Origin of the sequence: Spongiivirga sp. MCCC 1A20706 (assembly GCF_046524175.1) — a bacterium.
Taxonomy (GTDB): Bacteria; Bacteroidota; Bacteroidia; order Flavobacteriales; family Flavobacteriaceae; genus Spongiivirga.
This window is the reverse complement of sequence record NZ_JBEFZF010000002.1, coordinates 19,183-38,253: the sequence shown is the minus strand read 5'-3', so window position 1 is coordinate 38,253 and position 19,071 is coordinate 19,183. Positions and strand designations below refer to the sequence as shown.

14 protein-coding genes are annotated in these 19,071 nt (G+C 37.7%); 13 read left to right on the top strand and 1 reads right to left on the bottom strand.

Translation table 11 applies throughout. From position 1 onward, the window contains the following. Positions 1-118 precede the first annotated feature (118 nt). From ABN763_RS04255 to ABN763_RS04210, 10 genes are all read left to right on the top strand, one after another. Positions 119-952 carry a VOC family protein gene (locus tag ABN763_RS04255; RefSeq protein ID WP_410484188.1) on the top strand — a complete coding sequence of 278 codons (834 nt, stop codon included), beginning with the start codon at positions 119-121 and terminating at the stop codon, positions 950-952. A 91-nt stretch (positions 953-1,043) separates the two neighbouring features. Further along, positions 1,044-1,583, top strand: coding sequence for an RNA polymerase sigma factor (locus ABN763_RS04250; protein ID WP_410484187.1), 540 nt, complete (start codon positions 1,044-1,046; stop codon positions 1,581-1,583). An 11-nt stretch (positions 1,584-1,594) separates the two neighbouring features. Continuing rightward, on the top strand, positions 1,595-3,406 hold the full coding sequence (locus tag ABN763_RS04245; protein ID WP_410484186.1) for an energy transducer TonB: 1,812 nt from the start codon (positions 1,595-1,597) through the stop codon (positions 3,404-3,406). A gap of 25 nt (positions 3,407-3,431) precedes the next feature. After that, positions 3,432-4,028 carry a hypothetical protein gene (locus ABN763_RS04240; RefSeq protein ID WP_410484185.1) on the top strand — a complete coding sequence of 199 codons (597 nt, stop codon included), beginning with the start codon at positions 3,432-3,434 and terminating at the stop codon, positions 4,026-4,028. Between the two features lie 119 nt (positions 4,029-4,147). Continuing rightward, on the top strand, positions 4,148-4,705 hold the full coding sequence (locus ABN763_RS04235; RefSeq protein ID WP_410484184.1) for a hypothetical protein: 558 nt from the start codon (positions 4,148-4,150) through the stop codon (positions 4,703-4,705). 207 nt (positions 4,706-4,912) lie between these two features. Further along, positions 4,913-5,518 carry a DinB family protein gene (locus tag ABN763_RS04230; protein ID WP_410484183.1) on the top strand — a complete coding sequence of 202 codons (606 nt, stop codon included), beginning with the start codon at positions 4,913-4,915 and terminating at the stop codon, positions 5,516-5,518. Between the two features lie 261 nt (positions 5,519-5,779). After that, on the top strand, positions 5,780-7,294 hold the full coding sequence (gene gltX, locus ABN763_RS04225) for a glutamate--tRNA ligase (protein ID WP_410484182.1): 1,515 nt from the start codon (positions 5,780-5,782) through the stop codon (positions 7,292-7,294). A 13-nt stretch (positions 7,295-7,307) separates the two neighbouring features. Next, complete coding sequence (locus ABN763_RS04220; RefSeq protein ID WP_410484181.1) at positions 7,308-7,880, top strand: cysteine hydrolase family protein; 573 nt, start codon at positions 7,308-7,310, stop codon at positions 7,878-7,880. Between the two features lie 82 nt (positions 7,881-7,962). Continuing rightward, a complete protein-coding gene (locus ABN763_RS04215; RefSeq protein WP_410484180.1) occupies positions 7,963-8,898 on the top strand; it encodes an SPFH domain-containing protein in 936 nt (311 codons plus the stop codon). Between the two features lie 125 nt (positions 8,899-9,023). Beyond that, positions 9,024-9,542: a hypothetical protein gene (locus ABN763_RS04210; protein WP_410484179.1), complete on the top strand. Its 519-nt coding sequence runs from the start codon at positions 9,024-9,026 to the stop codon at positions 9,540-9,542. Between the two features lie 302 nt (positions 9,543-9,844). Here ABN763_RS04210 and ABN763_RS04205 read toward each other — a convergent pair whose 3' ends face one another. Continuing rightward, positions 9,845-11,521, bottom strand: a complete 1,677-nt coding sequence (locus tag ABN763_RS04205; protein WP_410484178.1) for a glutamine--tRNA ligase/YqeY domain fusion protein — start codon at positions 11,519-11,521, stop codon at positions 9,845-9,847. Positions 11,522-11,752: 231 nt separating this feature from the next. On the opposite strand from ABN763_RS04205, the gene ABN763_RS04200 reads away from it, so the two are divergent. From ABN763_RS04200 to ABN763_RS04190, 3 genes are all read left to right on the top strand, one after another. After that, positions 11,753-13,999 carry a gliding motility-associated C-terminal domain-containing protein gene (locus ABN763_RS04200; protein WP_410484177.1) on the top strand — a complete coding sequence of 749 codons (2,247 nt, stop codon included), beginning with the start codon at positions 11,753-11,755 and terminating at the stop codon, positions 13,997-13,999. Between the two features lie 601 nt (positions 14,000-14,600). Next, the gene (locus ABN763_RS04195) at positions 14,601-16,850 is read left to right on the top strand and encodes a gliding motility-associated C-terminal domain-containing protein (protein WP_410484176.1); all 2,250 of its coding nucleotides are present in this window, start codon (positions 14,601-14,603) and stop codon (positions 16,848-16,850) included. A 47-nt stretch (positions 16,851-16,897) separates the two neighbouring features. Beyond that, the gene (locus ABN763_RS04190; protein WP_410484175.1) at positions 16,898-19,003 is read left to right on the top strand and encodes a PorP/SprF family type IX secretion system membrane protein; all 2,106 of its coding nucleotides are present in this window, start codon (positions 16,898-16,900) and stop codon (positions 19,001-19,003) included. Positions 19,004-19,071 lie beyond the last annotated feature (68 nt).

Sequence of the window (19,071 nt, the reverse complement as noted above, 5' to 3'; positions counted from 1 at the left end):
TTTCTGATAGCTTTCGGGACAGCTATTTGGAAACTAATTGTACGAAGATCTTATGTTCGCTTTCTATTGATTAAATTCGTTTTTGAATATCACGACTAACCATAATTCAATAGTATCGATGAAGATTGCCCAATATCTGTTTATTGTGTTTCTAGCACTTAGTTTTTTGTCTTGTAAAAATGGAAAAGAAGAAAAGAAAGACGCTCAAATAACGGAAACAGCCCCCTCTAATGTACAGCTTGACCATGTAAACATCTGGGTTAAAAACGCGACGAAAGCAAAAGAGCGATTGGTTGAACTCGGGTTTACCGGAATTCCGGATTCACTTTCGAATGTTCATAAAGGACAAGGAACCACAGGGAGATATTTCTATTTTCTGAATGGTTATTTGGAATTGATTTTTGTTTGTGATCAAGCTGAATTTGAAGCAAATAATGAGAAAAATACTGCACTGGATTTTGCTGAAAGAGTAAACTTTGAAGCCAACGGAGCGTCACCTTTTAGTATTGCGTTAAACCTAAAAGAATATGCGGCAGAAAAAATACCATTTAAAACAGTGCGCTATCATCAAGAATGGATGGATGAAAATTCAAGTATTTATGCTGCTCAAAGTTCAAAAAAACATTTGAAGGAACCCTCGATTTTTGTTGTTTTTCCTGAAATACAATACGATGTATTCGAATCGATTTCGGATTTGAACAAGATTCCTGAAGAATACGCTCTGTGGCGAGAATTTTACAAACACCCGAACGGAGCAAAAAAGATTACTGCTGTAAAAATTACATCACCTGAGGTAGATGTAACAACCGAAACAATCAAAGCAGTAAACGAGATAGAAGGCATTTCAGTTTCTTCAGGAGCTGCGCATTTAATGGAGCTGTATTTTGATAATAATGTTCAGGGAAAATCATATGATTTAAGGCCTGATTTGCCATTAATTATTCATTTGTGATTGGCAATTGCTTCTTGCTGACACTTTTTTCAATTTTAATTATTTTGGGAGACCTTTTCAAAAAACCACCATTAAGAGGTAAACAACCTTTATGAGTGATCAGGAAATTTTGTTGCTATTCAAGTCCGGTAAGCGAGACAAAGCTTTTAGGCAGCTCTATAAACTTTTCCCGAAAATTGAAAAGCTAGTCCGTTCAAAAGGCGGTAGTAAAACCGATGCGCAAGATGTGTTTCAAGAAACATTGATCATTCTGCATCGCAATCTTCAAAAATCAGACTTTAATCTAACATCATCTTTTTATACTTATCTCTATTCAGTATCGAGATTTGTGTGGAAAGACATGCAAAAACAATTTTCTAAACAAGAACTACATGATCTAAAACAAGATGAGGTTTCGGTTTTTCATACCATCTTAGAAGAAAAGAAATTTCAACAAGCCGAACATGCTTTCCGAGAATTAGGAGCGCGATGTCAACAGCTTTTGCAGCTTTTTTACCACAAGAAACATTCGTTTAAAGTGATTGCTGAGTTAATGCAATTTAAATCGGAAAAAATTGCAAAAAACCAGAAGTACAAATGCCTGCAAAAAGCAAAAGACATTTTTAGAACCAATCAAACCGTTCAATCTTAATTCAGCATATCATGGAAGCATATATCAAACATATAACTCTCATTAATGAGTGCCTAAACAACGATTTATCAGAATCTGAAAAATCCGATTTTGAAAATAAACTTTTATCCGATTCAGATTTTAAAGAAGCCTACGATGCACACCTTATTTTCCTAGGTGGTATGGAACGCATTCGGTTAAAAAATGAGATTGTTACTGCTAGAAAAGGCTACCTAAGAGCAAAATGGATCAAGGGCATTTTTATTGCGGGATTGGCCATCGTTTTAGGCATCGTAGCATTTCTGTTTAGCCAAAAAGAGGAAGCGGTGATTAGTCCGCATGTGCAGGAAGAAGAATCGGTTCAAGTAGAGGACACTATAAAAGTAGAAGAGGAAAAACTAGAAACGCTATACACCGAAGTTGACAGCACAGCTAATGAAAATGAGATAATTTCAGTTGAAAAGCCAACCGTTGTTGAGGAAGTTTCCAAAGAGAAAGAAGTTGTCTATGAAACTGATAATGTTACAGAAAAAGTCGATGTTTTTCTTGAAAAACAGGTAGTTACCACGACAGAAAAACCCGATTTTGACCCAATTAGAAAATCACCTGAAACATTTGTTGTTGATAATGAGAAAGGAATGAGTATTACTTGTAAAGAGGGCACAAAATTAAGCTTTCAAAAACATGCCTTTATCAATAAGAAAACAGGAAAACTGGTTCGTGGAAAAATTAACCTAAAGGTTGAAGAGTACTATAAGATGAATGATATCGTATTGGCAGATTTGACCACAACATCAAATGGCGATATGTTGGAAACCGGAGGAATGCTTCATATTGCTGCTGAGAAAAATGGACAAGAATTAGCATTAGACCCTATGAAATCAATGCGCGTTGAATTTCCTATTAAGGAAAAGAAAGAAGCGATGCAGTTGTTTTTGGGTGAGGAAAATGAAGATGGGATTAATTGGGTGATAAAGGAAGTTGAAAAGGAGGAGGAATTAGAAGATGTAGATGTGCCACTTGCTTTAGTGGAAGAGGTGCCTGTTTTTCCAAGTTGTGAAGACGTGGTAAGGGCACAGCAGCGGGCATGTTTTAATTCAAAAATAAGATCATTTATAGTAAACAACTTAAACACGAAGCTTGCTGAGTCTATGGGCATTGCTGACAGACAACGAGTATATCTAAATTTTGTTATTGATACGACCGGAAGCATACAAAGAATACGATCTAGGGGTGATTACACTATTTTAAATCAAGAAGCGGAGCGGGTTATTAGTTTACTGCCAAAAATAAACCCAGGTGTGCAACGCGGACGTAAGGTTAATGTACCTTTTTCCATTCCGATTGATTTTAACCTGAATAGTTCAAATGTCATTTCGGGACCAGACAGGCTCTTTCGTAGAAGAAAATCAGACTCGGTTAGCAGGTCAAAATTTCAAGCATCTATTGAAAGCAAAGACCCTTCAAGATTGTCAAACCCCGAGATCAACGCTTATATTTTTAGCGGCACGAAGTTGGGCTGGATAAATTGTGACCGATTCCGAAGAACAAACCAGAAGATGATGGTCAAAATTAAGGATGCTGAAGGTTCTAAAATAAAACTGATCTTTAAAAATATACGATCCGTTTTACCAGGGAACGTACTATCGAATGCGGTTGATTTTGGATCGGTTCCTTCTAATACACCGGCACTACTATTTGCCTTGAAAAAGATAGATGGTAAATTCTATATGGCCACAAAAGAGATCACCACAGCAAAAGGCCTGGAACTCGACCTCGACTTTAAAGAAATGAGTTTAAAGCAACTACGGCAGGCTGTTGAAAAAGCAGTAGCAACCAAATAACGATCACACAAACATAAATCGTATTATGAAAAAAGGAATAAGCATCATTGTATGCCTCTTTGCCTATGCCATGTTGTATGGGCAAGATGTAAAAATGACAACGACATACTCTACTGAAAATCAAGAATTATCAGACTTATTGTATTTCGAAAGAATCGACTTGTATAAAGTAAAGTTTATCGGTAAAGAAATCACTAAAAAGGACTATATACTTGTATGTAAAGAACTATGGGATGGTAAGGTAAAACGAATAGATACCATAGCCAATACGGCACAGTTTAGGAAAAGATCAAAAGCGTTATTAGACACCTTAGACCTTAAAGTCTATGCAAAACGAACGAACGAGCCCAAACTAAAGTTATGGTTTCGCTTTCCAACATTCGGATTTGAAAGGAAGTATGAAGCAACGTCATCACACGACTATAGCTTAAGAGATATTGGAGTAAGCGAGACGATAACATATGGGAAAAAATTTTATGCTTTCGCCTACATTTTACCTTACGAAAAAGGTGATTTTAAATATTGGTGTGCTGTAGACACAAGTGGAAAAGATGTTATAAACTGGGGAAAAGAATTTGGAATAAAGCATTATCTGATATTTGAAATGCTGTTTCTACAATAATAGTATTTAATGGTTTTTTGAGACTTCCATTGGTGTAACAACTTGGTAAATAATAAGACAAGTAGAAAAAGATTATCTATCTTTTGTGCTAGTAAATAGCGAAACCAACTGGCATTAAAATGAATTTCAAAAAAATCAAAACGGATAGATTATTAGGGCTTTCTGCAATGATCATTAGTTTATTGACCCTGATCATTTTTATTTATCAAACGAGTATCATCCGTGAACAAAGCAAGCTTTCAGTAAAACCACGAATAGATTTTACCATTAATCAAGGGGGTAATGATTCTTTAGTTGTTTTTCAACAAGTGGTAGAAAATAAAGGATTGGGCCCTGCAATTATTGACTCCATTTATTTCGTATACCAAGGAAAGGCTTTTAATCTCGACACGAAAAAACTGTTTGAAGACCAGTTCCCTAAACTGCTAGAGTACGGTTATTTTACCCAACATGCAACTTTGGGTAAAGGTTCTACCTTAATGCCCGCGGAGGAACGTTCGCTTTCAACCTACAACATTCCTATTGCCAAACTTAAAGATGTTTTTAGTTATTTGAAAGTAGGGCCGGACGATGATCCGCCATTTCATATAGAGGTAACATATACCTCTATTTATGAAGACGAATATTGGAAAGTAGCCAGTAATTCGAGCCAGCCGGAAAAAGTAGATGGGCGGTGACTTCGTTTTTGCATTTAAAAACCTATATCTTTACACCTAACAAGAGAGTACCAACCAATATATTTCATTATGAAATGATAATAAATAAATTTGATTTTTAGTCTTCCAAGCGAAATAATCAAATTTTTTATTTGAAAGCGCAGCGGTTGATCTAATCGAAAATTTTTTATTTGTTTGATTTAGAGAAAATAAAAAAATTTTAAATAGATGAAAAAATACATCTTACCGATCTTAGCTGTGGTATTGCTCAGTTTTACCAATGCCGATAGCAAATTGACTCAAGCTGAACGAACTAAGGCCGTTGAGCATTTAACCAAAACACACGACCATTTGTTGAAAGCCGTTGAGGGACTTTCAAAAGAACAACTAAACTATAAACCATCGAATAATGTTTGGTCGGTTGCCGAGTGTGTTGAGCACATTACTATTTCAGAAAATTCGTTATTTAATTTAATGCAAGGGTTGCTAAAATCTAAAGATAAAGCGGCCACTACAAAACCGGAAAAAACAACGCCAGACGATGAGGTAATTGCCATGATGGTCGATCGAAGCAATAAGGTGAAGACCAGCGAGCCTTTTGAACCTAGTGGCCGATTCGGATCATATGAAGAAACCTTAACTGCTTTCAAAAAGAAAAGAGCATCAAATATTGAGTTTATAAAAAATACAGAAGCTGACCTGAGAGGTCGCTTTCAGCAGATGCCATTTGGCACGTTAGACGCTTATCAGCTAATGTTGTTTTTGTCAGCACACGCTGAGCGCCATGTTCTTCAAATAGAAGAGCTGCTTGCAGACGATGAATTCCCAGATTAATAGGGAAGACCAACCAAAATTTAACTGCCAAACCGATGATATTATCATCGGTTTTTTCTTTTTGAAGATGTCTCCCCTTGAGGGGAGATTTAGAGGGGTGTTCTCCGTTGCTTAATGTAAAGCAAGGGGGTGTATTATTTCTACTTAATCAGAACCAAGCCCTAGATAATCACTCATGATTCGTTTAGAAATTTAATTCTAAAACCCCACTTCGTAAATCGTAACTCTTAAGCTATCTTTGCGCCTTAGAAAACAAGAAAAATGAGTCAGAAAGTCCGCGTGCGGTTCGCGCCTAGTCCAACAGGACCTTTACATATTGGTGGTGTGCGCACTGCATTGTTCAACTATTTATTTGCTAAAAAGCATGGCGGTGATTTTATATTGCGTATTGAAGATACCGATCAAAAGAGATACGTAGAAGGGGCAGAGCAGTATATTATCGATGCGCTTAATTGGTGTGGCATTCCTTTTGACGAAGGTATAGGTAAGGACAGAGGCGTTGGTCCATATCGTCAAAGTGAGCGAAAACATTTATATAGGCAGTATGCTGATGAACTGCTGGAAAAAGGACATGCTTATTACGCCTTTGATACTGCCTCATCATTAGATTTTCATCGAAAAGATCACGAAGTTAAAGGGAAGACCTTCATCTACAACTGGCATAATCGTTTAAAATTAACCAATTCCTTATCGCTGTCTGCCGATGAGGTGCAAAAACGAATTGATTCAGGTGAAGACTATGTCATTCGGTTTAAGTCACCCGAAGGAGAAACAATCAAACTAGAAGATGAAATTCGAGGCTCGATCGAGATCGATAGTAATACATTAGATGACAAGGTGCTTTTCAAAAGTGATGGTATGCCTACTTATCACTTGGCGAATATTGTGGACGATCACTTGATGCAAATAACACATGTGATACGTGGTGAAGAGTGGTTGCCTTCCTTAGCACTACATCAATTGTTATATGATGCTTTTGAATGGGCCACACCTAAGTTTGCACATTTGCCATTGATTATGAAACCTGTTGGAAAAGGGAAATTGAGTAAAAGAGATGGTGATAAAATGGGATTTCCGGTGTTTCCTATGGAATGGACAGACCCAAAAACCGGGGATGTTTCTAGAGGATATAAAGAAGATGGATATTTACCCGAAGCGGTAGTGAACTTTTTGGCATTTTTGGGATGGAATCCGGGTACCGAACAAGAACTTTTTTCGTTAGGCGAATTAGTGCAAGCTTTTGACCTTTCAAAAGTGAGTAAAGGCGGGGCTAAATTTGACCCTGATAAGACCAAATGGTATCAACATCAATATTTGCAAAAACTCGACAATTCGGTCATTTCTGATGAATTTTCATCTATTTTGGATGAGAAAGGCGTAAAAACAGACCAAAATGTAGAAAAAATCGTGGTAATGCTTAAAGAGAGAGCGACTTTTATCAGCGATTTTTGGGAACTGTCGTATTTCTTCTTTCAAGCACCTGAAAGCTATGATGAGAAAGCATCAAAAAAGGCCTGGAAAGAAGGGACGAATGAGTTGATGCAAGAATTAGCAGAAGTTATTAAAGGGACCAATGATTTTTCAGCTGAAAACGTCACCGGAGTGATAAAAGGATGGATCACTTCTAAAGAAATTGGCTTCGGTAAAGTGATGATGCCATTGCGATTATCGTTAGTCGGATCACTTCAAGGACCGGATGTATTTGAAATCGTTGCGATGCTTGGCAAAGACGAAGCAGTTTCCCGAATTCAAAATGCGGTTGAGAAGCTAGGATAATAACTGGAGAACAATGCTTCCTTTAGAAGAACAAAAAATTGCTTTAATCCTCATCGATATCCAAAAAGGCTTGGATGAATGGGATTTTTACGGAGGCAACCGGAATAATCTAAGTGCTGAAGTAAATGCAGGAATGATTTTAGCAGCTTTTAGAAAAAATCAGCTTCCTGTCTTTCATATTCAGCACAGTTCAATAAATGAAAAGTCACCACTTTTTGCTACAAAACCAGGATTTTTGATTAAAAACGAGGTAAAACCACTTGAAAACGAACCCGTTTTTGTAAAAAGTGTTAACAGCGCATTTATTGGTACACCTTTGGAAAATGAACTAAAAAAGCGGGGTATACAGACTATTGTTATTGTTGGTTTAACAACAAATCACTGCATCTCAACCTCGGTAAGAATGGGGGCAAATCTGGGGTTTAATATTATTTTGGTGGAGGATGCTTGTGCCGCATTTGATATGGTGGGGGTAAATAACCAAAAATTTGATGCAGAGCTTATGCATCAAACAGCGCTGGCAAGTTTAAAAGATGAGTTTGCAAGTGTGGTGACTTCTAAAAAGTTTTTGGATAACTCCCTATAAGCATTTGTAACAAATAGGGAGAAATTACTACAAATAGTCGTACCTTTCATAAGGTTAATGTTAACACTAACTATTTTTACACATGCTAGGATCATATTTTTTACCCGTTATTATCTTTTTTGGAGTTATTGTACTCCTTGCGGCTTTTTTCATTGTAAAACAGCAAACCGCAGTCATTGTTGAACGCTTTGGTAAATTTCAAAGTATTCGTCACTCAGGACTTCAATTAAAAATTCCATTGGTAGATAGAATTGCAGGACGCTTAAGTCTTAAAATTCAACAATTAGATGTTATTGTGGAGACCAAAACCTTGGACGATGTGTTTGTAAAATTAAAGGTGTCTGTGCAATACAAAGTAATTCGCGATAAGGTGTATGAGGCATTTTATAAGTTGGACTATCCGCATGATCAAATTACAAGCTATGTATTTGATGTGGTACGTGCCGAAGTACCGAAGATGAAGTTAGATGACGTTTTCGTTAAGAAAGATGACATCGCGATTGCTGTAAAATCAGAATTAAATGATGCAATGATGACCTATGGTTATGATATTATTAAAACCCTAGTAACTGATATTGACCCGGATGCTCAAGTGAAGGAAGCAATGAATCGTATTAATGCATCCGAACGTGAAAAAATTGCGGCGCAATTTGAGGGAGATGCCGCACGTATTTTGATTGTAGAAAAAGCAAAGGCGGAAGCTGAAAGTAAGCGTTTACAAGGTCAGGGTATTGCAGATCAGCGTAGGGAAATTGCGCGAGGTTTAGAAGAGTCAGTGGAGGTTTTGAATAAGGTAGGGATTAACTCGCAGGAAGCATCAGCTCTTATAGTAGTAACTCAGCATTACGACACCTTACAGTCAATAGGTCAAGAGACCAATAGCAATTTGATTTTACTACCAAATTCGCCACAAGCAGGTAGTCAGATGTTGAATGATATGGTCGCTAGTTTTACTGCTAGCAATCAGATTGGTGAAGCCATGAAAAAAAATAAGAACAAGAACAATAATGACCTATAAATTAGGTTAAATAGTAACTGTTGGAAGCAAGGGTTTTTACCCTTGTTTCTTTTTTTAGGACAGTAATTATGAAATGAGTATTTATATATTTGTTTCGTTTCGAGAAAAATAAAAATATAAAATAGATGAAAAAGATAGTTTTATTTGTGAGCGCGGTTTTATTGTCAGCAAACGCGATTTTTGCACAATCAGAAGATGATTTAAAAGCCCAAGCGTTAAAAGATGCGCAGGCTTCGGGCGAAGCGACCATGGCCTGGGATGTTGATGGTATGATGAAGTTTGTGCACCCCAATGTGTTTCAACTAGGTGGTGGTGTAGAAAATATAAAGCAGCAAATGCAGGGGCTTAAAGATATGATGAAGACCAACGGTGTTTCCATTGATGGATATAAAGTAGAAAATGTAAAAGAGTTCGTAAAAGAACAGGGTGAGTTTCGTTGCTTAGTGGCAACCACTGTAAATATGTCAATATCAGGTCAAAAAATGAAAAACGCTAGTCATTTGCTTGGTATTTATTTAGAAGATAAAAAGCATTGGTCGTTTATTGAAGCTAGTCAGTTAAAAGGCCCTTTAAAAGCTCAAATATTTCCAGATTTTGAAACGAAGATGACTATTCCAGAAGACGTAATGACCCCAATTGAGTAGGTTTTTTAGTCTTCAGTCCGCAGTAGCAGTTAGCAGTTTTCAGTACTTGTTTATTATATTATAGCAGATCGATTTCTTTATGAATATTGGTTTTGCTTTGTGAAACAACTACAAAGTGATGTTTCGCCCTGAATTCATGAATCATATGTATGATTTCTCCTTGTACCTAGGCGAGACTTAGTGTTTCTCTGTGAAATAACTCTATGAAGAAAAGAAAGTAAAAGTGCTCTCTATACACCCCTATTTTCTCCCTGAATTTATCTAATCAAATAGGTACATTCAAACTGCCAACTGAATACTGCTTACTTTTTTTTAGCCCAATTATCCCGTAATCCCACTGTTCTATTAAAAACCAAACTGTTTTTAGACGAGTCTAAATCCACATTAAAATAACCTTTACGTTGAAATTGTACACGATCTCCAGGCTCAAGATCATGCAAGCTAGGTTCTACTTGTGCAGTAATTACTTGTAACGATTCCGGATTTAAAAACTCAGTATATTCCTTGTCTTTATGACTGTCAGGAGCTTCATCTAAAAACAAGCGATCATACAATCGTACTTCAGCAGGGATCGCGTGTTTTATGGAAACCCAGTGTAAGGTACCTTTAACCTTTCGCAAACTAGCCTCCGTACCACTACCGCTTCTGCTGTCTTCATCATAAGTACAATGAATTTCAGTTATTTCACCATTTTCATCTTTTACAACAGACACTGCTTTAATGATATAAGCATTTTTCAGCCTAACTTCTCCTCCAAGCTTGAGCCTAAAAAACTTGCGATTAGCTTCTTCTCTAAAATCCTCTTTTTCAATATAAATCTCTCTAGAAAAAGGTACTTTTCTGTTACCAGCTGATGCATCTTCAGGATTGTTTTCTGCTTCTAGCCACTCTTCTTCGCCCTCCGGATAGTTGGTAATAACAACTTTTATAGGATTAAGCACAGCCATAACACGAGGTGATGTTTTATTCAAGTCTTCTCGAATACAAAACTCTAATAATGAAACATCAATTACATTATCTCTTTTAGCAACACCAGCGGTATCAACAAACTTTCTTAGAGCAGTAGGAGTATACCCTCTTCGACGTAATCCTGAAATAGTAGGCATCCTCGGGTCGTCCCAACCAGTAACAACACCATTGTCTATCAATGTTGCGAGTTTTCGCTTACTGGTAACCGTATAGCTCATATTTAGACGAGCGAACTCACGCTGTTTCGGTTTTAAATCATTTCCCGAGTACACTTCATCAACAAACCATTCATAAAGATCGCGATGCGGTTTGAATTCTAATGAACACAAACTATGTGAAATTTGCTCTATATAGTCCGATTCACCATGGGTCCAATCATACATAGGGTAAATACACCAGTCGTTACCAGTGCGATGGTGGGATTTTTTAAGAATACGATACATTGCTGGATCTCGAAGTAGCATATTCGGTGCAGCCATGTCAATTTTTGCTCGAAGTATATGCTCACCTTCGGCAAAATCGCCATTTTTCATACCCTCAAATAAAGCGAGATTTTCTTCAACTGACCGATCTCTATAGGGACTGTTGGTGCCCGGACTTGTAGGCGTTCCCTTTTGTTCTGCTATTTCTTCAGAAGTTTGAGAATCAACATAAGCTTTTCCTTCTTTTATAAGTTGAACAGCCCATTCGTATAATTGCTGGAAGTAATCTGAGGCATAACACTCTTTATCCCATTCAAAACCCAACCAGGCGATATCACGTTTAATGCCATCGACAAATTCTTGCTCTTCCTTTGTTGGGTTGGTATCATCAAAACGGAGATTTACAGGAGCATTGTACCGTTCGCCTAAACCAAAGTTGATGCAAATTGCCTTTACATGACCAATATGTAAATAGCCATTAGGTTCAGGAGGAAAACGAAAACGCAACTTCCCCTCATAACTACCTGTTTTTAGGTCTTCTTCTACTATTTGCTCTAAAAAATTAAGCGATTCGTATTCTTCTGACATTGCAATTGAATTTGAAGCGCCAAAGGTAGGATTTTATACCCGAACCCCAAGACATGAAAGTTGTTAACGATAGCAATTAACTAAAAGACTAAAAAGGTGACTGAGATGCATTATTGCGAAGAGAAATAAATGCTAATTATTTGATTTGCTGTTAGGGTAAAATATAAACAAGTTGTTATATAAGTATAAGACGTCAAAAGCGTTGTATTTGATTGCCCCAATAATCAAGACATGTATAATCTACAAAACAACAAAGTATTATTAATTCTGCTGGCACTTATTATCAGTGCTACTAGCTATGCGCAAAGGATTGTGCAAACAAACATGCTAGTTAGTTTTGCCTGCCCCAATAACAACGGAGGTGGTTTCAATGATTTTGGAGTGTATGTAGAATACGGTGCGCCTGGCTTTGGAAGTTCAAATGAGTTTAGCGTAGAGATTTCTGATGAAAACGGGAATTTCGATGATAGCAATCCCATTTTTATAACCACTGGAATTTCTGGTGAGAATAAAACAATCCCAAATGGCGGTGCTAACGAAGCATTTACTACAAATGTACAGTTGCCAACCGATGTTTATGGTGAAAACTATAAAATAAGAGTGCATGCTTCTGAAACTGGAGAAATTGGACCCGCTTCAGTAGCTTTTTCTGCATTTTTTACGGCTAGACCAACAGACGTTAACTTACAAATTGAGGGACCGACAAGTTATACTATTTGTGGGGGTAATAGCGTAACATTAAAACTTAATAATGACTCATTTCCTTTATACCAGTGGTATAAAGACTTTGTGCCTTATAATCCTAACGGCGGTCAGGATCCTACAGGAAATACCATTACCATCACAGAGGCTGGAAATTATTACGCGGCGGTATATTACGGCCCATGTACTGATAGTGCTGGTGTGAATAGTCGACTAGTTTCCGTAACGATGTCAGCTGATGACGTCACTGCATCGATTATGGAGTCTGACGCATCGATATGTATTGGAGATGTATACAGTTTGAGTGCGAGTCCATCTGATTCGACTTATGAATACGTATGGTTTAAGGATGGTACTGAGGTAGCACGCGGTACAGGGCTAGACAATTATACAGTTTCTACTGCCACTCCTTTTGGAGCTTACACGGTAAGTATTACTAATACAAGCGGCTGCGAGGATACCTCTTCGGCAGTTAATGTAAGCAATGCAGGTACGGAGATTACGGTATCGACTTCCACAAGCGAGAATCAAATATTATTGCCCACAAAAAGTACGACATTAAGCGTGAGTAGTTCGGATAGCTCCAGCACTGTTGAATGGTTTTTCAATGGGGGAAGCACCTCGATTGGCAACAGTTTTGATCTAGTGGTAAACACTCCTGGGTCGTATCAGGCCACGGTAACAGGCTCTGGTGCTTGTGGTGATGTAAAGCAATCGCCTGTATTCAACATATATGCTCCTGAAGCCTATGAAGTAACTATTGCAGCAGACGCAAACTATGAAGACTGCGGGAACCCACCAACAACCTTAGGGATCACAAAGTTAGAGGCAACTGCTAAGGGCGGAGTGATAAACACAACTATTGATAGCGGTGATTATTCATTATTTACATATGAATGGTTTAGAGACACAAGCAGTATCAGTGGTGCTACTGATAAGGAGATTACGATTAATGATCGCACAGAAAACGGGAATTATGAGCTAGAGGTGAGTGATGGAAGTTTGACCAGTATGAGTAACAGCTTGACCATAAGTCTTGGATTAGAGGCTATTTCGATATCAAGTACTCAAAGTAAATTATGTCCAGGGTCTAGTGATACGATCACGTTGTCAAGTGAAGAAGCCTTGAATGCTGCATACACATACCAATGGTTTAAAGATGGTAATCCTATTGCTGGTGCAACCGGAGCAACAACGGATATCTCAGAGATTGGCAGTTATCAATTTATTGCTTCGGCCTTTGGTTGTAGCTCCAGCTCGAATGAGATAGTGATCACGAATTTTGATGTGGACACAGTGGTGATTTCCCCATCAGAGTTTGTAACAATAGCCGAGGGGTCAACCCAAGAAGTGGTAGCTAGTGGAGCGGATAGCTATAGTTGGACCAATGATACAACGGGAGCAATTACCACCGGTGATCGCATCGTGGTATCAGAAGAAGGCACCTATACCTTAACGGCATCTGTGGGCACTTGTACAGTAACAAAGACCATCACTGTGGAGTTCAATTTAAGCGGACTTATTCCTAATGTGGTGAGTCCGAATGGCGATAACAAGAATGACACATGGATACTACCTGGAGGCTTTAATAGTGAAAAAGTTGAGGTGGTTATTTATGACAGTAGTGGCCGTAATGTATTAAAAACTACCCGTTATAGCAATGATTGGCCGCGTTCTGCATCGATGCAAGCGGTTAAAGACGGATCATTGTTCTATTATGCAATTTCTAAAGATAATGTCCTATTCAAAAAAGGAACAATCACGGTACTACAATAAAAATTTAGAGAAGGCTAAAAAAATATTCTTGTTTATTTAAACCCAATCATTCTTAATCAATGCTTTTCTTGCTTTTATAAGTAGGATCTTTTTAGTAATATGCTGTTAAACCTTCCCTACTTAAATACTAGGAGTTAAAAACATCTTTTTTAGCATTTTCAACCTATACTATTGATCAATTTCTCATGTTCATATTGAAGTGAACCCAGGGCTAATTAGGCATTTCAAACAGTTGTTTTAAACACAGATTATCGTCTTTTCCTGACCTGTTGTCCGATTAGCAACTTTTTTTCGAATTTTTCTTTAACATGAGCGTTTTTAACGTTCACTGACCACCTTAGGTTAAACAAAGTGGAAAGGCTTATAAATATTTTTTTATTAAAAATCTGATAATCAGAATTTTATATTAAATATTAACTTATTAACACTCATTATGTTTTTTAAGCTTTCTCTCTTGAATATTTACTATAGAAAAACAATAATAAACACCTCATTACCAATAGATTAAAACGAAAAGACTGTTTGCAACAATGATTGTACTATTTGTTGAAAACATATTCTTTCATTACATTTGTTTTGATTAGCCCTAAATCAACATCTTATGCTTAACCTAAAACGACATAGGCCGTTACTTACGGCGATGATGTTTTTTGCATGTGCTGTATGTTATGGTCAGACAATTCTACCACCACAATTTACAGTAAGTTTTGCATGTCCTAACGATATAGGCTCAGGCTTTAATTCGTTTGGGGTATTGGTGCAATATACCGCACCTGGTTTTGCCGATCCTAATGAGTTTAGTATTGAAATTTCCGATGAAAACGGTAATTTCGATGATAACAATCCCATTTTTATAGCTACTGGAATTTCTGGTGAGAATAAAACCATACCAACAGGTGCGCCAAACGAAGGTTTTACCACGGCTGTGCAGTTGCCAAGTGATGTATATGGTGATAACTACAAGATTCGGGTCCACGCTTCTAATCCGGAAATTGTAAGTGCCGAATCAAATCCGGGGATTCCTGCATATTTTACTCCTGATCCAAGTACGGTCAACTTACAAATTGAAGGACCAACAAGTTATACCATTTGTGGTGGAGATCCAATTACACTCCAATTAAACAATAGCGATTACCCATTATACCAGTGGTTTAAAGATTTTGTGCCGTGGAATCCCGATGGAAGTCAAGATCCTACGGGAAATTCTGTTTCGGTTTCCGATTCAGGCAATTATTTTGCATCTGTTTATTTTGGTCCTTGTACACAGAGCGCAGGAGTCAATTCACGTTTGGTATCGGTTAGTTTAAGTAGCAGTAGTGTCACTGCATCGATTATGGAGTCTGACGCATCGATATGTATTGGAGATGTATACAGTTTGAGTGCGAGTCCATCTGATTCGACTTATGAATACGTATGGTTTAAGGATGGTACTGAGGTAGCACGCGGTACAGGGCTAGACAATTATACAGTTTCTACTGCCACTCCTTTTGGAGCTTACACGGTAAGTATTACTAATACAAGCGGCTGCGAGGATACCTCTTCGGCAGTTAATGTAAGCAATGCAGGTACGGAGATTACGGTATCGACTTCCACAAGCGAGAATCAAATATTATTGCCCACAAAAAGTACGACATTAAGCGTGAGTAGTTCGGATAGCTCCAGCACTGTTGAATGGTTTTTCAATGGGGGAAGCACCTCGATTGGCAACAGTTTTGATCTAGTGGTAAACACTCCTGGGTCGTATCAGGCCACGGTAACAGGCTCTGGTGCTTGTGGTGATGTAAAGCAATCGCCTGTATTCAACATATATGCTCCTGAAGCCTATGAAGTAACTATTGCAGCAGACGCAAACTATGAAGACTGCGGGAACCCACCAACAACCTTAGGGATCACAAAGTTAGAGGCAACTGCTAAGGGCGGAGTGATAAACACAACTATTGATAGCGGTGATTATTCATTATTTACATATGAATGGTTTAGAGACACAAGCAGTATCAGTGGTGCTACTGATAAGGAGATTACGATTAATGATCGCACAGAAAACGGGAATTATGAGCTAGAGGTGAGTGATGGAAGTTTGACCAGTATGAGTAACAGCTTGACCATAAGTCTTGGATTAGAGGCTATTTCGATATCAAGTACTCAAAGTAAATTATGTCCAGGGTCTAGTGATACGATCACGTTGTCAAGTGAAGAAGCCTTGAATGCTGCATACACATACCAATGGTTTAAAGATGGTAATCCTATTGCTGGTGCAACCGGAGCAACAACGGATATCTCAGAGATTGGCAGTTATCAATTTATTGCTTCGGCCTTTGGTTGTAGCTCCAGCTCGAATGAGATAGTGATCACGAATTTTGATGTGGACACAGTGGTGATTTCCCCATCAGAGTTTGTAACAATAGCCGAGGGGTCAACCCAAGAAGTGGTAGCTAGTGGAGCGGATAGCTATAGTTGGACCAATGATACAACGGGAGCAATTACCACCGGTGATCGCATCGTGGTATCAGAAGAAGGCACCTATACCTTAACGGCATCTGTGGGCTCTTGTACAGTAACAAAGATCATCACTGTAGAGTTCAATTTAAGCGGACTTATTCCTAATGTGGTGAGTCCGAATGGCGATAACAAGAATGACACATGGATACTACCTGGAGGCTTTAATAGTGAAAAAGTAAAAGTACTGGTATACGATAGAAACGGAAAAACGGTGCTAGAAACAACTCGTTATAATAACGATTGGCCAAATGCTTCGATGATTAACAATGTTAAAGACGGCACATTATATTATTATGCTATATCAAAAGATAATATACTGTTTAAAAAAGGAACCATAACCATATTAAAATAAAAACCCGAACCTCGTTGGTTTGATAGAACCATCAAAAACCTGCAAAAATGTTGAAACGATTTATTTACATAACGGTACTGCTACTAAGCTGGCAGGGAGTTTTCGCTCAGGGCACCGACCCAAGTGAAAATAGACTGTTGCCTTTTACCTTAGAGTCTCAAAACTTTTTGAAATACAATCGAAATTTTTTGAACCCCACTTTTTCCCTGGTAAGAGAAAGCAGCACATTTATTAGTCCGCTTACTAGAAATGAGTCATTAGACTTTAGTGATAATACAAACACTTTATTGGTAAACTATTCTGGTAAATCGGGAGAAAACACAGGTATTGGTATCGGATTGTTTCAGCAAAACAGGGGAGTTCTTAATTTTTATGGGGCAACTGCCAATTATGCATATGGTTTTAACATAGGAGAAAAGGCAAAGTTATCAATAGGAGCCAACCTCTCTTATTACAGATCTGATATAAGAACAAGTGATATTATTGGCGACCCGACCGACCCAAATTTCTTTAATAGGGATCAACAATCAATATTAAGTTTTCAACCAGGAGTTAACTTAACGGTAGGAGCTTTTGATATAGGGGTATATGCTGAGAACTTGGTAGACTATGACTTTAAGAATAGCGAAATGAATACTGATTTTGCTGATAAGACATTCTCTGGTCACATTATGTATACCACGGGTCTTTCAGAAAATGCTGTCGGGATGTTTGAAAATGCTTCCCTAAGATTAATGGCAAGAGGTAGAAGACAACCCTCTTTTGAACAAGATAACAATGAAGTTGATTATCAGCTATCTGGAAATATTATTTTAGACTTACCTAAAATTGGTTGGGTACAAGGTGGTTATGATCAATTTTATGGAGCTCATGCAGGTTTAGGGCTTAATTTGTCTAAAAATATTTCTATCGGTTATAATATAGAAAAAGCATTTAGTGGCGACCGAAGTAATTTGGGGGCAACCCATGAATTTGGCCTTGCCTATCGATTTAATCCGCGTACCGATACTGGTGAACTTGCAGAGGAAGATCAAGAGGATGAGCAGGAACAACCGGTTTTAGCAACGTCAGCCCGTGACATGCAAGAGTTAAAGGACAATATGGCTGTTAACATGCAAATGTTGGAAGACTTCATGGCTCGCCAAGACTCTATAAATAGAGCGAACGATGGTCGTTTTAATAGGTTGATGACTATGTTGGCACAAATGCAAAATAACCAACCTCGGGATGGTAAAGATGGGCGTGATGGTAGAGATGGCAATAATGGCACATCTACAAATGACGATCGTATTGTACAAAACAATAGTGGAACTAATGATCGCGTAATCGATAATACTACAGTGAAAACACCTGTTAGAACCAAAACAAATATAGCTACAACTAAACCAAGCAGAGGTAAAAAGCGCAAAGGTGCTGTAGTAATTAATGGCGTTGACGAAGGATATTACCTTATTGCCAATGTATACAAAGGAAATGATGATCGATATTTCAATAAATTCTATAACGAATTAGAAGAAAAAGGATTAAATCCTGGATATTTCGTGAACCCTAAAAACGGAATGAAATATGTTTATTTACGTAAGCATGACAAGCGTTCTGATGCAATTAGGTCGTATAAGTCAAAGCTTGATAATGCCTATGAAAATGAGCTTTGGGTAATGGACGTGGTAAATGATACCGATGTTCGCATTGCTCAAAAGTCTGGGCCTGTGTATCAGCTGAATAACAAATCGAAAACAACGACGACAAAAAGCAATGGTAGTTTAGCAGCAAATACTAGTAATTCATCGAAGAATGGTAAAGAAAAAGCGGGAAAAAGTGTTATAAATAAAAGTGATGCTTATACTAGTACTGGCAGTACTCGTAAAACCATAACCAAACCAAAGGTTTTGAATGCTGTAGGAGTGGATGGAGGTTTCTATATCGTCGCGAATGTGTATAGTAAAAAATACTATGCAGATAAGTTCATTAAAAAACTGAAAAGCGAAGGAATTGATGCAGGGTATTTTATTAACCCTAAGAACAATTTTAGATATGTATATTTAAAAAAGCACCAATCATGGAATAGTGCGCTAACATCGTATTACTCAAATGTTGATGATACATATTTTGATAATATTTGGATAATGAGAGTTAATACGGTAAGCTTATAATTTGTACATTACGGCCCAAAACCCAAAACTTAAAGTAACTAAACAACGAGCCCCCAAGCTAAACCTGG

Coding starts and splice junctions, on each gene's coding strand:
- ABN763_RS04255 (WP_410484188.1), top strand. CDS start 119: ATGAAGATTGCCCAATATCTGTTTATTGTGTTTCTAGCACTTAGTTTT.
- ABN763_RS04250 (WP_410484187.1), top strand. CDS start 1,044: ATGAGTGATCAGGAAATTTTGTTGCTATTCAAGTCCGGTAAGCGAGAC.
- ABN763_RS04245 (WP_410484186.1), top strand. CDS start 1,595: ATGGAAGCATATATCAAACATATAACTCTCATTAATGAGTGCCTAAAC.
- ABN763_RS04240 (WP_410484185.1), top strand. CDS start 3,432: ATGAAAAAAGGAATAAGCATCATTGTATGCCTCTTTGCCTATGCCATG.
- ABN763_RS04235 (WP_410484184.1), top strand. CDS start 4,148: ATGAATTTCAAAAAAATCAAAACGGATAGATTATTAGGGCTTTCTGCA.
- ABN763_RS04230 (WP_410484183.1), top strand. CDS start 4,913: ATGAAAAAATACATCTTACCGATCTTAGCTGTGGTATTGCTCAGTTTT.
- gltX (WP_410484182.1), top strand. CDS start 5,780: ATGAGTCAGAAAGTCCGCGTGCGGTTCGCGCCTAGTCCAACAGGACCT.
- ABN763_RS04220 (WP_410484181.1), top strand. CDS start 7,308: ATGCTTCCTTTAGAAGAACAAAAAATTGCTTTAATCCTCATCGATATC.
- ABN763_RS04215 (WP_410484180.1), top strand. CDS start 7,963: ATGCTAGGATCATATTTTTTACCCGTTATTATCTTTTTTGGAGTTATT.
- ABN763_RS04210 (WP_410484179.1), top strand. CDS start 9,024: ATGAAAAAGATAGTTTTATTTGTGAGCGCGGTTTTATTGTCAGCAAAC.
- ABN763_RS04205 (WP_410484178.1), bottom strand. CDS start 11,521: ATGTCAGAAGAATACGAATCGCTTAATTTTTTAGAGCAAATAGTAGAA.
- ABN763_RS04200 (WP_410484177.1), top strand. CDS start 11,753: ATGTATAATCTACAAAACAACAAAGTATTATTAATTCTGCTGGCACTT.
- ABN763_RS04195 (WP_410484176.1), top strand. CDS start 14,601: ATGCTTAACCTAAAACGACATAGGCCGTTACTTACGGCGATGATGTTT.
- ABN763_RS04190 (WP_410484175.1), top strand. CDS start 16,898: ATGTTGAAACGATTTATTTACATAACGGTACTGCTACTAAGCTGGCAG.